The organism is Nocardia sp. NPDC046763 (assembly GCF_040645495.1).
In the GTDB taxonomy this organism is placed as follows: domain Bacteria; phylum Actinomycetota; class Actinomycetes; order Mycobacteriales; family Mycobacteriaceae; genus Nocardia.
The window spans coordinates 203989-217684 of the sequence record NZ_JBEYYI010000009.1; the positions used below are offsets into that span (position 1 = coordinate 203989).

The 13696-nt window shown below is 66.9% G+C and carries 14 protein-coding genes; 8 read left to right on the top strand and 6 right to left on the bottom strand.

Going from position 1 to position 13696, the window contains the following annotated elements; genetic code table 11:
- Window positions 1-25: 25 nt before the first annotated feature.
- Window positions 26-1189, bottom strand: a complete 1164-nt coding sequence (gene hsaA, locus ABZ909_RS17285; protein ID WP_357000302.1) for a 3-hydroxy-9,10-secoandrosta-1,3,5(10)-triene-9,17-dione monooxygenase oxygenase subunit — start codon at window positions 1187-1189, stop codon at window positions 26-28.
- A gap of 209 nt (window positions 1190-1398) precedes the next feature.
- Here hsaA and ABZ909_RS17290 point away from each other — a divergent pair, with 209 nt between their 5' ends.
- From ABZ909_RS17290 to ABZ909_RS17300, 3 genes are all read left to right on the top strand, one after another.
- Window positions 1399-2589 (top strand): Rieske 2Fe-2S domain-containing protein, encoded by a 1191-nt coding sequence (locus ABZ909_RS17290; protein WP_357000304.1) that lies wholly within the window; start codon window positions 1399-1401, stop codon window positions 2587-2589.
- 132 nt (window positions 2590-2721) lie between these two features.
- Window positions 2722-4461 (top strand): cytochrome c oxidase subunit I, encoded by a 1740-nt coding sequence (gene ctaD / locus ABZ909_RS17295; RefSeq protein ID WP_357000307.1) that lies wholly within the window; start codon window positions 2722-2724, stop codon window positions 4459-4461.
- Window positions 4458-4586, top strand: coding sequence for a hypothetical protein (locus tag ABZ909_RS17300; protein WP_357000309.1), 129 nt, complete (start codon window positions 4458-4460; stop codon window positions 4584-4586). Before ctaD ends, ABZ909_RS17300 begins: the two co-directional genes overlap by 4 nt.
- 224 nt (window positions 4587-4810) lie before the next feature.
- Here the strand turns inward: ABZ909_RS17300 and ABZ909_RS17305 are convergent, their stop codons facing one another.
- The 4 genes from ABZ909_RS17305 to ABZ909_RS17320 all read right to left on the bottom strand — a co-directional run bounded on the left by ABZ909_RS17305 (window position 4811) and on the right by ABZ909_RS17320 (window position 7724).
- Window positions 4811-5971: a lipase family protein gene (locus tag ABZ909_RS17305; RefSeq protein ID WP_357000508.1), complete on the bottom strand. Its 1161-nt coding sequence runs from the start codon at window positions 5969-5971 to the stop codon at window positions 4811-4813.
- 195 nt (window positions 5972-6166) lie between these two features.
- Window positions 6167-6607: a hypothetical protein gene (locus ABZ909_RS17310; RefSeq protein ID WP_357000311.1), complete on the bottom strand. Its 441-nt coding sequence runs from the start codon at window positions 6605-6607 to the stop codon at window positions 6167-6169.
- A gap of 187 nt (window positions 6608-6794) precedes the next feature.
- Complete coding sequence (locus tag ABZ909_RS17315; protein ID WP_357000313.1) at window positions 6795-7007, bottom strand: hypothetical protein; 213 nt, start codon at window positions 7005-7007, stop codon at window positions 6795-6797.
- A 69-nt stretch (window positions 7008-7076) separates the two neighbouring features.
- Window positions 7077-7724, bottom strand: coding sequence for a TetR/AcrR family transcriptional regulator (locus tag ABZ909_RS17320; protein WP_357000316.1), 648 nt, complete (start codon window positions 7722-7724; stop codon window positions 7077-7079).
- A 241-nt stretch (window positions 7725-7965) separates the two neighbouring features.
- On the opposite strand from ABZ909_RS17320, the gene ABZ909_RS17325 reads away from it, so the two are divergent.
- The 3 genes from ABZ909_RS17325 (at window position 7966) to ABZ909_RS17335 (ending at window position 11309) form a co-directional block, all read left to right on the top strand.
- Window positions 7966-9150: an LLM class flavin-dependent oxidoreductase gene (locus ABZ909_RS17325; RefSeq protein ID WP_357000318.1), complete on the top strand. Its 1185-nt coding sequence runs from the start codon at window positions 7966-7968 to the stop codon at window positions 9148-9150.
- 4 nt (window positions 9151-9154) lie between these two features.
- Window positions 9155-10222 carry an alcohol dehydrogenase catalytic domain-containing protein gene (locus ABZ909_RS17330; protein ID WP_357000321.1) on the top strand — a complete coding sequence of 356 codons (1068 nt, stop codon included), beginning with the start codon at window positions 9155-9157 and terminating at the stop codon, window positions 10220-10222.
- Window positions 10223-10460: 238 nt separating this feature from the next.
- A complete protein-coding gene (locus tag ABZ909_RS17335) occupies window positions 10461-11309 on the top strand; it encodes a ParA family protein (protein WP_357000324.1) in 849 nt (282 codons plus the stop codon).
- Here ABZ909_RS17335 and ABZ909_RS17340 read toward each other — a convergent pair.
- Window positions 11282-11815, bottom strand: coding sequence for a hypothetical protein (locus ABZ909_RS17340; protein ID WP_357000326.1), 534 nt, complete (start codon window positions 11813-11815; stop codon window positions 11282-11284). The two genes, ABZ909_RS17335 and ABZ909_RS17340, sit on opposite strands and share 28 nt — an antisense overlap.
- A gap of 112 nt (window positions 11816-11927) precedes the next feature.
- On the opposite strand from ABZ909_RS17340, the gene ABZ909_RS17345 reads away from it, so the two are divergent.
- Together ABZ909_RS17345 and ABZ909_RS17350 are read left to right on the top strand one after the other, a co-directional pair.
- Window positions 11928-12692: an ATP-binding cassette domain-containing protein gene (locus tag ABZ909_RS17345; RefSeq protein ID WP_357000328.1), complete on the top strand. Its 765-nt coding sequence runs from the start codon at window positions 11928-11930 to the stop codon at window positions 12690-12692.
- The gene (locus tag ABZ909_RS17350) at window positions 12689-13672 is read left to right on the top strand and encodes an ABC transporter permease (RefSeq protein WP_357000330.1); all 984 of its coding nucleotides are present in this window, start codon (window positions 12689-12691) and stop codon (window positions 13670-13672) included. The genes ABZ909_RS17345 and ABZ909_RS17350 overlap by 4 nt, the downstream gene beginning before the upstream one ends.
- The last annotated feature ends 24 nt before the right edge of the window (window positions 13673-13696 follow it).

Consider the following 13696-nt stretch of genomic DNA (forward strand, 5'->3'; position numbering starts at 1 on the left):
GGAACCCGCCGCCGACCCGATCCGACTACACCATGGTGTCCCCCACCGGGAGACCGAAGGCGTGGTTCCCGTACATGACGTAGGCACGTTCCGGGTCGTTGGCCGCGTGGACGCGTCCGGCATGGGCATCGCGCCAGCAGCGTTGCAGCGGCGTGTCGTCGGCGAGGGCGCCGGCCCCGGCGGCCTCGAAGAGCCGGTCGATGGCGGCGACGGCGCGAGCGGTGGCGCGGACCTGGTCGCGGCGGGCGCGGGCGCGCAGGGCGAACGGGACCTCCCCGCCGTCCCGGAGCCGAGCGTATTCGTCGGCGACATTGCCGGACAACTGCCGCCACGCGGCATCGATATCGCTGGCGGATTCGGCGATGCGGATCTTGCCGAAGGGGTCGTCCTTGGCGCGCTCGCCGGCATACGCGGCCCGGATCCGCCGGCCCTGATGCTCCACATGGGCCGCGTAGGCGCCATAGGCGATGCCGACGATCGGCGTGGCGATGGTGGTGGGATGGATCGTCCCCCAGGGCATTTTGTAGACCGGCTCCGAATTCCGCTGCAGCCCGGGCGATGTCAGCGAGTTCATGACGCCGAAACTCAGGAAGCGGTGCCGAGGGACGAAGACGTTCTCGACGACAACCGTATTGGATCCGGTGCCACGCAGACCGACCACGTTCCACACATCGTCGACGGAGTAGTCGCTGCGCGGGATGAGGAAGGAGCCGAAATCGACCGGCTTGCCGTTCGCCAGCACCGGCCCGCCGACGAAGACCCAGTCGGCATGGTCCACACCGGAGGACCACGCCCACGAACCACTCACCAGATAGCCGCCGTCCACCACGGCGCCCGCGCCCATCGGCGCGTACGACGAGGCGATCCGCGCGTCGATGTCGTGGCCCCAGACATCTTCCTGCGCACGCTGATCGAACAGCGCGAGATGCCAGTTGTGAATCCCCAGGATCCCCGCCACCCAGCCGGTGGATCCGCAGGCGCTCGCCAGGGTGCGCACGGTGTCATAGAAGAGCACCGGATCGGCGGCGCATCCGCCCCATTGCCGCGGCTGCATCAGGGTGAAGAATCCCGCCTCCCGCAGGTCCTCGATGGACTCGTCGGGAATGCGCCGCAGCGTCTCGGTCCACTGGGCGCGCTCGCGCAGGGTCGGCAGCAAAGCCTCCACACGCTCGGTGATTTCACGGGTCATCTCGCCGGGTTCTCCTGACCGGTCGGGTGGCGATCTCATACCGTCCGCCACAAATCTAGAACACGTTCCAGTCACTATCGAGCAGTCCGGGGTCCGCGACAAGCGGACGGAAATCCCTAAAAGAAGAGTCTTTCGACCATTTTCGGGAGGCCCTCATCAATCGGAAGCTGACACAGTTCTGAAACTGGTTCTAGACCTAGGAGGGTGTGATGGCGACGACGTCACGCGGGTTCGGCAGAAAGATCCGGGACATCGACGTGGGCACGATGCCCACCCGCTATGCCCGCGGCTGGCACTGCCTGGGCCTGGCGGACGCGTTCCGGGACGGGAAACCCCACTCGGTCAATGCCTTCGGCACCAAGCTGGCCGTCTGGGCCGACGATACCGGCGAACTGCGAGTGCTGGACGCCTACTGCCGCCACCTCGGCGGCGACCTGTCGACGGGCACCGTCAAGGACGGCCGGATCGCCTGCCCGTTCCACGACTGGCGCTGGGACGGCGACGGCAAGTGCACCGGCATTCCCTACGCACGGCGCGTGCCCCCGCTGGCCCGCACCCGCGCGTGGACCACGCTCGAGCGCAACGGCCAGCTGTTCGTCTGGCACGACCACGAGGGCAACCCGCCGCCGGGCGAGGTCACCATCCCGACCATCCGGGGACCCTACACCGACGCCGAAGGCAACCCCGCGGCAACACTTTCCGCCGACTGGACCCCGTGGACCTGGCGCTCGATCCTCATCGAGGGCTCCAACTGCCGCGAGATCATCGACAACATCGTGGACATGGCCCACTTCTTCTACATCCACTACGCGTTCCCAACCTTTTTCAAGAACGTCTTCGAGGGCCATGTCGCGACCCAGTACCTCGAGACCAAGGGCCGCCCGGACGTCGGCATGGCGACCAAGTATCGCGGAGACACGCTGCTGAAATCGGAGGCCTCGTACTTCGGACCCGCCTACATGATCAATCCACTGCTCAATGTCTACGGCGGTTTCGAGGTCCGCAGCGTCCTGGTCAACTGTCATTACCCGGTCACCCAGGACTCCTTCGTCCTGCAGTACGGCATCACGCTGGAGAGACCCACGGGCGTACCGGCGGACACCGCGAACCGCCTGGCGGACAGGATGACCGAGGGCATCGGCGAGGGCTTCCTGCAGGACGTGGAGATCTGGAAGCACAAGTCCAAGATCGAGAACCCACTGCTCTGCGACGAGGACGGCCCGGTCTACCAGCTACGCCGCTGGTACGAGCAGTTCTACGTCGACGTCGCCGACGTCGACCCGAAATCGGTGCGGCGCTTCGAATTCGAAGTCGACACCTCGCGGGCCAACGAGGTCTGGGAGCTCGAGGTCGCCGAGAACCTGCGCCGGCGCGGTGTGACCACGGCCACGGCGCCCTAGCCCAGATCGAGGACGATCTTGGTTCGAAGGTCACCGGCGGCACGGCCCAAGGTCCTCGATCGCTCGGCGAAGGTCATCGGCCCGGCCCGCAGGGATTCACTGGCAACCCCGCGGCTCACTACCGTCCGCAGGGTGACCGCCCTTTCCCCGAAAACCCCGCCGGTACCCGAGATCACGCGACCCCATCCCGTGCGGCACGCACCAAAGGGGTCGTTCCTCTACAAGATGGTCACCACGACCGACCCCAAGGTACTGGGGCAGATGTATCTGGTGACCTCGATGGCGTTCTTCATGATCGCCGGGCTGATGGCGTTGATCATGCGCGCGGAACTGGCGCAGCCGGGCATGCAGTTCCTGTCGCCGGAACAGTTCAACCAGCTGTTCACCATGCACGGCACGATCATGCTGCTGTTCTACGCGACCGCCATCATCTTCGGATTCGCGAATATCCTGCTGCCCTTGCAGATCGGCGCGCCCGATGTCGCGTTTCCGCGGTTGAATGCCCTCAGCTACTGGTTCTACGTGTTCGGTGCGACGCTGGCGACCGCCGGCTTCGTCACCCCCGGCGGCGCGGCCGATTTCGGCTGGACCGCTTACACCCCGCTGTCGGACATCATCCATTCCCCCGGCGTCGGCGCGGATATGTGGATCATCGGCGTGGGTGTTTCGGGCCTGGGCACCATCCTGGGCGCGGTCAATATGCTCACCACCGTCGTCTGCCTGCGCTGCCCGGGCATGACCATGTTCCGGCTTCCCATCTTCACCTGGAACGTCGTCGTCGCGAGTTTCCTCATCCTGCTGGTGTTCCCGCTACTGACCGCAGCCGCCCTGGCCCTGTACTACGACCGGCACCTGGGCGGGCACATCTACGATCCGGCCAGCGGCGGAACCATGCTGTTCCAGCACCTGTTCTGGTACTTCGGACACCCCGAGGTGTACGTGATCGCGCTGCCGTTCTTCGGCATCGTGTCCGAGATCTTCCCGGTGTTCAGCCGCAAGCCGATCTTCGGCTACACCGGCATGGTGTACGCGACCCTGGGCATCGCGGCGCTGTCCATCGCGGTGTGGGCGCACCACATGTACGCCACGGGAGCCGTTCTGCTGCCGTACTTCTCGTTCATGACCTTCCTCATCGCGGTCCCGACCGGCGTGAAGTTCTTCAACTGGATCGGCACCCTGTGGAAGGGGCAGCTGACCTTCGAGAGCCCGATGCTGTTCTCGCTGGGCTTCCTGGTGACATTCCTCTTCGGCGGGCTCACCGGTGTGCTGCTCGCCTCGCCACCACTCGACTTCCACATCAGCGACACCTATTTCGTCGTCGCCCACTTCCACTACACGCTCTTCGGCACGGTCGTGTTCGCCACCTTCGCGGGCATCTACTTCTGGTTCCCCAAGATCACCGGCCGCATGCTCGACGAACGCCTCGCAAAGTGGCACTTCTGGACCACGTTCTTCGGCTTCCACCTGACCTTCCTGGCCCAGCACTGGCTCGGCAACATGGGCATGCCGCGGCGCTACGCCGACTACCTGCCCAGCGACGGCTTCACCGCGCTGAACACCGTTTCCACCATCGGATCGTTCATCCTGGGCGCGTCGATGCTGCCGTTCATCTGGAACGTCTTCAAGTCCTACCGCTACGGCGAGGTGGTCACCGTGGACGACCCGTGGGGCTACGGCAACTCGCTGGAATGGGCGACCTCCTGCCCGCCGCCACGGCACAACTTCTACGAGCTGCCGCGCATCCGCTCCGAACGCCCCGCGTTCGAACTCCACTACCCGCACATGGTCGACCGCATGCGGGCCGAGGCCCACGTCGGCTGGGGCGCGACCGCCCACCACGTCACCGAGACCGCTCCCGTGGAGGCGAAATGACCAGGCCCCAGCAACTCTCGACCTTCCGGATTCCCCGCCTGCCCCATGGCGTCCTGGTCCTGCTGACCGGATTGACGCTGATCGGCGGCGTGATCCTGCTGACCAACCTCGCCCAGAGTCTCTGACCCCCGATCGTGCGAACGCTGAATCCCCTCGCAGCCGTTCGCACTTCGATGAGGCCGCGCCCCCGTCCGCGCGGCCTCATCGGCCTTTTCGCGAGCTTCCCGCTTGCGGATTCAGCGCCGCCCGGCCGCGCTCGGCGCCAGGGCCGACTGGGCGGATCGAGCACCGGCACCGCGACAGTTCGAAAGTCGGTACGCCGCTCATCCGCTGCGCGATCACGCAGCTATCAGCAGCTCACCGGGACCGGATCCCCGCGGAACCGTGATTCCACATAGTTCCACGCGTCGGCGAATCCGGCGACGGCCGTGGTCATGTGCTCGGCGATATCGAAGGGCCGGAACACCAGCGGCACACCGGCCTTGCAGTACCGGTCGGCGACCTCGGCGACCGGATCGAAGAAGGTGAGCGTGTCGAACCGCCCCTGCCAGAAGTAGGTCGGGACCGCCGGCGTGCCCGGGAAGTAGCGCAGGCTGTTCTCCCGCAGCACCGCGTGCGCCTCCGGACTGTCCATCAGGCTCTTGGACGCAGCCATCTGGTCGGCGTTGCGGAAGGCGCCGTGGAACAGCAGGAAGCGACGGCAGGCGTCGTGGGTGAATTCGCGGAACCAGAGACCGTTCTCATTGAGCTGATCCGAGATCGGCAGGCGGTTCGGGTATTCGCGCTCCAGACCCATGGCCGCCGCGAAGGCCAGGCCGAAGCCCGGATGCGGCTCGAAGCCCAGCGAGAGCGCCATCTGCTCCAGATCGGCCGGAATGCCTCCGGCCACAACGGCATCGAGCTTCAGGTCCGGCGCGTACTCCGGTTGCAGGGCAGCGGCCCAGGCGGTCGCCATACCGCCGCCGGAATACCCGGCCAGCGCGACGGGCGACTTCCCGAGTCCCAGTTCGGTGGCCTTGCGGACCGCCTTCACGCTGTCCAGGGTCACCATGCCGCTGAGCTTGGCCGCGCCGTAGGCGACATTCGGCCCCAGATAGTCGGGCAGCGAAATGGCCCAGCCGCGCCCGATCGGCAGCATGGCGCCCACGCCGTCCTGGAGCTCGCCGTTGAACAGCGAGCGCGACGGATTACATTGCGCGCCCAGGGAATTGATGAGCGCCTGATACGACACCAGCGGCGGGTTCGACACCCCCGCCGGGAGCAGCACAGTGGTCATGCCGAGGATCGGCTGCCCCTGGGAGTTGGTGCTGCGGAAGGCCACCTGCCAGCCCTCGGTGCCCACGTACAGCCCGGTATCGATCTTCCGCGTCCGGACCACGTCGCCGGGCGCGAGCGCACCCAGATCGGCCGGCGGACCGTAGAACGGATCGGGATCCTGCGTGGGATACAGGGGTTGAGCCGACACGGGGGCGGCGCCTACCGCCCCCGCGGTCAGGATGCTCAGAGCCAGGACCACAGCCCTGACGGACACTGCGAACAACGACGTCCCTCACACTTCAGCCGTTCTCATCTCGCTCCCGACCGCGCGCGAAAGAACGATCGACCAATAAAGCAATGGATTGGCATTCGGCACAGCCGAGCCTGTGAACCGGAAGAGCATGCTTCAGCAAGCCTTTCGCGAATCGTGCAGTGACGCTATAGCTAACTAACCTGAGCGTCCAGCTATTCGGACAATTCCGGCACGAACTGTCAGTTCTGACCCCGAACCGCCTTGGGCAGGGCCGAGATTCGCCTCGCGGTGGCGTTGCTGGAGTTCGCGGTTGCAGGCGCGGAAGTCGAGGACAGTGCGCAGCTCCGTGGCCGACGAGCCCGGCATCTCGGCCACACCCTCCTCGGCGATGGGCCCGTATATCTCCCAGGCCCGGGCCATGGTCGCCGACGTGATGCGGACCAGCACCTTGCGCCGGTCGCCCGGTCCCGGCTCCCGGCTGACATGACCGAACTGGGCGAGCCGATCCCGCATCGTCATGACGCCGCCACTGGTCAAACCCAGTTCGGCCGCCAGCGCGCCCGGCGTCGACTCACCCCCGGATCTGCACGCGGGCTCATCGAACGCACCCCAGGCCGCGGCCGCCTCATCGAGCACCGTTCGACCGCCGAGGGACGACGAACACTCGCAGCCGGAAACGCGATCGCCGACAGTGTCCCGGCGGAATCCTTCGCGGAACTCTCGACCGCGGAGCGCAATGCGCTGCAGGCACTACTGCAACGAGTGGGCCCCGGCTCCCGCCCCTCACGCACCCGATCGGGTTGCGGAACCGCCGAATCGGAGCTCAGCTGGCGAGGGTGTCCGGTGCGTCGGCGACTTCCGGGAAGCGGCGACGCAGGCCGTCGAGCTGTCGGTGGACTGCGGTCAGGTCGGCCTGGGCGCGGGTCTGGGCTTCGGGGCGCGAGACGTATTGCAGCTCGCGGGTCAGCATGTCGGCGTGGCTCTGGAGCTCTCGGGCCAGGACACGGGCCTGGGCGAGTTCGGGATCTTCGGGCATCGGCAACCGCCTTCGAGCTGGAGTGGGCGAAGTATGTCATGTTTCGTCCACCTGTGCGTCACCGGCGATTCAGCGGCCGGTTCCGCCCAGCAAACGGTCGAGGCCGCCGATGAGGAAGACGACCTGGTCCTCGTAGAGGGCGGCCAGCTCCTCAGCGGGCGGTGGGGTGGCGCCGGGATGCCATTCGTCCGCGCGACTCAGGGCTTGCAGGAAACCCATGAGCGAGATCGCCCAGCGGGCCTCCAGGCGGCTGGGATCCGATTGCGGGAAGGCGCGGCGGAGCTGGACGTGCAGCTGATCGGGGAGGTCCTGCTCGGCGGCGGTGAGGGCGGGATGGGAGTGCAGGGAGAGCTGAGTGACGATCTTGATCCAGCGCATGCCGCGGGTCCGGTGCTGTAGCAGCAGGTCTCGATAGGGCTCGGTGACCGCGCGGACCAGGGTCTCGGCGGTGGGCGGCTCGGCGCGGGCGGCGAGCACATCGGCATTGGCGCGAATGCGGTCGCGGACGGTCGCGCCGAGATCAAGCAGCACGGCGGCGATCAGGTCGTCCTTCGTGCCGAAGTGGTAGTTGACCGAGGAGGGGCCGAGGCCGGCGGCGGCGTTCACCGCGCGCACCGAGACCGCGTCCACACCGTGGGCGGCGAACAGGCGCTCGGCGGTTTTCACCAGCCGGGTACGGGTCGCATTGCCCTGGCGGTTCTGCATCGGGACGGTCACGGCATGAGCTTGGCACATCGGAGGGGCAGGGTCGGTATCGCGGGGCGCGGAACTGGTTCGAAAGTCCGATTTCGGCACAGCACAGCGCGCATTATCGACGTTGAATCAGCTTAGCTACCTGCGTTTTCGAATCATGCCCGCTCACCGGGACAGCACAACTTATGGATCATTTGATCCATGTTTACTCGGGGAACCGCACCGGGCGACGAAGCCCGGGGCACTGGGTGAAGGAGATCCATCCGTGTGGACCGCTGAATCGATGAAATTCGGGGCATTCCTGGCCCCGTATCACCCCCTCGACGCCGACCCGGCCCTGCAGCTGCGTCGCGACATCGATCTCATGGAACACCTCGACCACCTCGGCTTCGACGAGGCGTGGATGGGCGAGCACCACTCGACCGGCGCCGAAATCGTGCCCGCGCCCGACGTTTTCATCGCCGCCGCCGCCGAACGCACCGAGCGGCTGCGCTTCGGCACCGGCGTGGTGTCGCTGCCGTATCACCATCCGCTGGTCACCGTCGACCGCATCACCCAGCTGGACCTGCAGACCCGCGGCCGCCTGATCTTCGGCACCGGCCCCGGCAAGATTCCGCTCGACGCCCACATGATGGGCATCAACCCGTCGGATCAGCGTCGCCGCCAGGGCAAGGCGCTCGAGGCCATCCTCGCACTGCTGCGCGGCGAGGTGGTGAACATGACCACCGACTGGTTCACCCTGCGCGACGCCCGCGCCCAGCTGCCGACCTACGATCCGGCCGGCATCGAGGTCGCCACCGCCTCGACCATATCTCCCAACGGCTCGGTGCTCGCCGGCACGCACGGGTTGTCGCTGCTGTCGCTGGCGGCCAGCTCCCCCATGGGTTTCGAAGTGCTGGACCGCAATTGGGGTGTTTACGAGAAGGTGTGCGCCGAGCACGGGCACACCGCGGACCGGTCGCGGTGGCGGCTGGTCAATCCGATCTTCCTGGCCGAGACCCGCGCCGACGCCGAGCGCGCGGTAAGCCGCCGCATCGGCTCGATGGCCGCGTACGTGAACCGGCAGACCGGCGAGCAGCCCGCGTGGGCGGACACTCCCAAGGGCATCATCGATCAGTGGCGCAATGACAACCTCGGCGAATTCGGGCAGGCCATCATCGGCACGCCGGACGAGGCGATCGCCCGCATCGAGAAGCTCATCGAGAAGACCGGCGGGTTCGGCACCATGCTGGTCCTGCACGTGGACATGGCGAGCTGGGAGGACACCAAGCGCAGCTACGAGCTGTTCGCCTCGGAGGTGATCCCGCACTTCAAGAATCGCAACCGCCGCCGCGAGGACAGCCTGCAGTACGCGCAGGACAACCGGGAGCTGCTGATCGGGCAGCTGGTCACCGCGATCACCAAGGCACACACCGACTACTACGGCGAGACCGCCGCGACGGGAGCGTGATCCCATGCGCGCCACACAGTTTCTGAACGGGCAGTTCTCCCCCGCCGAGGTGGCCGAGCCGCCCGCGCTGGGTCCGGGGCAATTGCGGATCGCTGTGGCCGCGTGCGGCATCTGCGGCAGCGACCTGTCCATGTCGAAGGATCCGTGCCGGTTCGTGCAGGTGGCGGCGGACAGCGGGTATCCGCTGGCCACCTTCGACACCGAGCGACCGGTCGTGCTCGGGCACGAGTACGCCGGGACCGTCACCGAAATCGGTTCCGGGGTCACGGATTTCGCGGTCGGCGACCGCGTCGCGGGGATCGGGCTCGCGACCGAGGCGGCGACCGGCATTCCGACGATCATCGGGTACTCGAACGACTATCACGGGGCGTTCGGCGAAAGCATCGTGGTGGACGCGTTCTGGGTGCGGCACGTGCCCGAGGGGCTGTCGCTCGAACACGCGACGCTGGCCGAGCCGCTGCACGTCGGTGAGATGCACGTGCAGCAATCCGGTCTCACCGCCGAGGATTCGGCGCTGGTCATCGGGTGCGGCACCATCGGGCTGGGCGCGATCATCGCGGCCAAGGCGCACGGGGCGCGGCTGGTGGTGGCCTCGGAACCCTCACCCAAGCGGCGGGAGCTCGCGCGGGCCGTCGGCGCGGACATCGTGGTGGATCCGAACGAGCAGGATCCGATCGAGGCGTGGATGACGGCGGTCGCGCAGGGCGACAGCGTGGTGGGCCAGTCTGGTACCGGCATTCTCATCGCCTATGAATGCAGCGGGCGCGCAGGGATTATCGGCACGCTCATGCGGACCATGCCGTTCAACTCGCGGATCCAGGTGCTGGCGGCGCCGTTCGCGGACGAGACGATCATTCCGGTGGTCGGGCAGTTCCGGCGGATCGCAGTCAATTTCGGGCACGGGCCGTACGAGAACGCCTACGACATCACGCTGGAACGGCTGGCGTCCGGGGCGATCGACGCAGAGGCGCTGATCACCGGGCGGGTCGGGCTGGACGGGGTGGCGGATGCCTTCACGGCGCTGCGGAATCCGGAAGAGCACGTGAAGATCCTGGTGCTACCGGATCACTGAAGGTGATATGCCCGGTTCATCCGGGTTCGGTGTGGCGGGTGGCGTGGCTATACCCCGGCGGCCCGCCACATCACTATTGGGCTAATGACCAGCATGTGTCGGGCTCCACCGTTGTCCGACATGCTGGTTCATCGCCCGAACGGTGAAAATCACTGGTAGATCGTCGCACTTGCCGACCTGCGAAAGGACTCCGGAGCGGGTCCGACCGATCCGCCACGTGACAGGCTAGGCTGGCGAAATGTCGGCAAACACTGCTGTTGAGGAGGCCGGGGCGACCGGAGGCGAAGCCCAGGTGATCGCGCTGTGCAATCAGAAGGGCGGCGTCGGGAAGACCACCTCGACGGTCAATCTGGGTGCCGCGCTTGCCGAGTGCGGGCTGCGCGTGCTGCTGGTGGATCTCGATCCGCAGGGGGCGCTGTCGGCCGCCCTGGGCGTCGCGCACCACGATCTCGAACTCACCGTCTACGACCTGCTGGGGCGGTCGGCGCCGCCGATCGACGATGTGCTGATCAAAACCCGCGTCACCAACCTCCATCTGCTGCCCAGCAATATCGATCTGTCGGCGGCGGAGATCCAGCTCGTCAACGAGGTGGGCCGAGAGCATTCGATGCGCCGGGTGCTCGATCCGATCCGGGATCGCTACGACTACATCCTCATCGACTGCCAGCCATCGCTGAGCCTGCTCACCGTGAACGCGCTCGCCTGCGCGGACGGGGTCATCATTCCCATGGAGTGCGAGTACTTCTCGCTGCGCGGGCTGGCGCTGCTCAACGACACCATGGAGAAGGTGCGCGAACGGCTCAATCCGCGGCTCGAGCTGTCGGGCATCGTGGTCACCATGTTCGATCCGCGGCTGCTGCACTGCCGGCAGGTGCGGGACCGGGTGGCGGAGACGTTCGGGGCGGAGCTGTACGACACGGCGATCTCGCGGACGGTCCGGTTCCCGGACTCCACCATCGCGGGTGAGCCACTCACCACGTGGGCACCGAAATCCCGTGGTGCGGAACAATATCGAGAGTTGGCGCGGGAGTTCCTGAAGCGTTCGGGGCGGCCGATGGGTCAGCTCGCGATGTCCACGATGCAGTAGCCCTGGGCCGCGGCGTGCAGGGTGAAGGTGAGCACGGTAGTGACGGCGGAGGAATTCGTCACCGGGACGGTCACGGCCGCGCCCGCGTCGCCGGTTCGGGCGGTCATCCGGTCGGCGTCGAAGGCTGTTGTGCCGGTGAGCCTTCCGGGGTTGTTGGCCAGGGTCGAGCCCGCGCAGACGAGGGGGTACCTGCCCTCGGTGTCATCGGACTGGAGCGGCTGCCCGATCCAGCGGGCCAGATAGCGGCGGACCGTGTAGCGGGCGTCGCCCTCGGTGAAAGCGGGCTGGGCGGGGGCTGATTGCGGCGGCGCCGTGGTGGTCACCGGCGCGGGGGTGGTAGTGGCCGCCTCCGAAGTCGTGCCCAGCGTGTCGAGTGAACCGGTCGGCACAGGGCGTGCCTTCTCGGAGGAGTGCGCGGTGTGCGGAGTCTGGGCACAGCCGACGGCCAGCGCGCACAGCACCGCAGCGGGGAGCACCTTCAATGCGCGGAATCCAAGGCGGGTCACCGATCCCACGATAGCGGTGTTTTCCATATCCGCCCCGACGCGACGAGATCATCAGTACGCTCGGTGAGCGGACCGGACGTCCGCTCAGTCGATGTCGCCGGGGTGATCGCCGATGCCAGCCGTGGTATTGGAAGCCGAAGGGCTTCAGAAGCGGTATGGCGGCGTGGAGGCATTGCGCGGGGCCGGTTTTCAGGTCGGTGCGGGCGAAGTAGTGGCACTGATCGGCGACAATGGCGCTGGGAAATCCACACTGGTGAAATGCCTTTCGGGGGCCGAACAGCCCGACAGCGGGCGGATCTTGCTGGACGGCAAGCCCGTTCGGATGGCGTCGCCGACCGCGGCGCGACGGCTCGGGGTGGAGACGGTCTACCAGGATCTGGCCGTGGCCCCCGATCTCGATCCCTCCGCCAATCTCTTCCTCGGGCGTGAGTTGCTCCGCAAAGGGCTGCCCGGGCGGCTCGGGATGCTCGATCGCAAGGCGATGAGAACGCAAGCGGCCGAGCACTTTCAACGACTCGGTGTCGTGCTGCCCAGTGCGGATGTGCCGATCGGGTCGCTGTCGGGCGGGCAGCGGCAGACGGTCGCGGTGGCGCGGGCGGTGATGTGGGCCAGCCGGGTCGTCTTCATGGACGAGCCGACCGCGGCGCTGGGCGTGGTACAGCGGGAGCGGGTGCTGGATGTCATTCGCCGCGTGCGCGATCAAGGCATTGGGGTGGTGCTGATCAGCCACAATATGCCCGAGGTGCTGGCTGTCGCCGACCGTATCGAGGTGTTGCGGCTGGGGAAGCGGGTCGCCCGCTTCACGGCCGCCGATGCCACGCTGGAGCAGTTGGTGGGAGCCATGACCGGCGCGCTGACGACGGAGGACGAGTCATGAGGCGGCTGGCCGGGACCGGCACGTTCTGGATCGGGTGTGTGCTGGTCGTGCTGTACGCCGCGTTCAGCATCGTGCGGCCGGACGCCTTTCCGACGCGATTCACGCTGCAGACCTTGCTGATCGAGACGTCGGTACTGCTGGTGCTGTCGATCGGAATGACATTCGTGATCGTCACCGCGGGCATCGATCTGTCGGTGGGGATGGTGCTGATCTTCTCCGGTGTGCTGGCGGCCAAGACCATGGAGTGGCTCAGCCCCGGCGAGGACGCGACACACGCGGGCTGGGGCATCATTCTGCTCGGGCTGGTGATATCGCTGGCGGGCGGGGCGCTCTGGGGACTGGTGAACGGAATTCTGGTGGCCAAGGCCAAGATTCCGCCATTGATCGTGACGCTGGGGTCGTTCGGGGCAGCGCTGGGTGCGGCACAGTTGATCACCGGCGGGGTCGATACCCGCACGGTTCCCGGGAAGCTGCGTGACTCACTGGGTTTCGGCACCATGCTGGGCGGGATTCCGGATCTGGTACTGGTGGCGGTCGCGGTGACGACGGTCGGCGCCTGGCTGTTGCACACCACTCGGTTCGGCCGGTACACCTTTGCGATCGGGTCCAGCGCGGAGGCCGCGCGGCGGGCCGGGATCGGGGTCACGCGGCATCTGATCCTGGTATATCTCATGGCCGGAATGCTCTCGGGCCTGGCCGGTTTCATGAATCTCGCGTATTTCGGGACCACCACGATCGCAGGCCATGGCACCGACAATCTCGATGCCATCGCGGGGGTGGTCATCGGCGGGACCAGTCTGTTCGGCGGGGTGGGGTCGGTGCTGGGCACCGTGATCGGGGTGTTCATCCCGTCGGTTTTGCGCAAGGGCTTCGTCATCGCGGGGGTGCCGGTGTTCTGGCAGCCCATTGCGGTGAGCGTCGTGCTCGTGGCGGCCGTGTGGTTCGACCAGATCCGCAGGCGGTCCCGGGACCGGAAATAACACAACGCAGTTCGAAGGTGAGGG

Coding starts and splice junctions, on each gene's coding strand:
- hsaA (WP_357000302.1), bottom strand. CDS start 1,189: ATGACCCGTGAAATCACCGAGCGTGTGGAGGCTTTGCTGCCGACCCTG.
- ABZ909_RS17290 (WP_357000304.1), top strand. CDS start 1,399: ATGGCGACGACGTCACGCGGGTTCGGCAGAAAGATCCGGGACATCGAC.
- ABZ909_RS17300 (WP_357000309.1), top strand. CDS start 4,458: ATGACCAGGCCCCAGCAACTCTCGACCTTCCGGATTCCCCGCCTGCCC.
- ABZ909_RS17315 (WP_357000313.1), bottom strand. CDS start 7,007: ATGCCCGAAGATCCCGAACTCGCCCAGGCCCGTGTCCTGGCCCGAGAG.
- ABZ909_RS17330 (WP_357000321.1), top strand. CDS start 9,155: ATGCGCGCCACACAGTTTCTGAACGGGCAGTTCTCCCCCGCCGAGGTG.
- ABZ909_RS17335 (WP_357000324.1), top strand. CDS start 10,461: ATGTCGGCAAACACTGCTGTTGAGGAGGCCGGGGCGACCGGAGGCGAA.
- ABZ909_RS17345 (WP_357000328.1), top strand. CDS start 11,928: ATGCCAGCCGTGGTATTGGAAGCCGAAGGGCTTCAGAAGCGGTATGGC.
- ABZ909_RS17350 (WP_357000330.1), top strand. CDS start 12,689: ATGAGGCGGCTGGCCGGGACCGGCACGTTCTGGATCGGGTGTGTGCTG.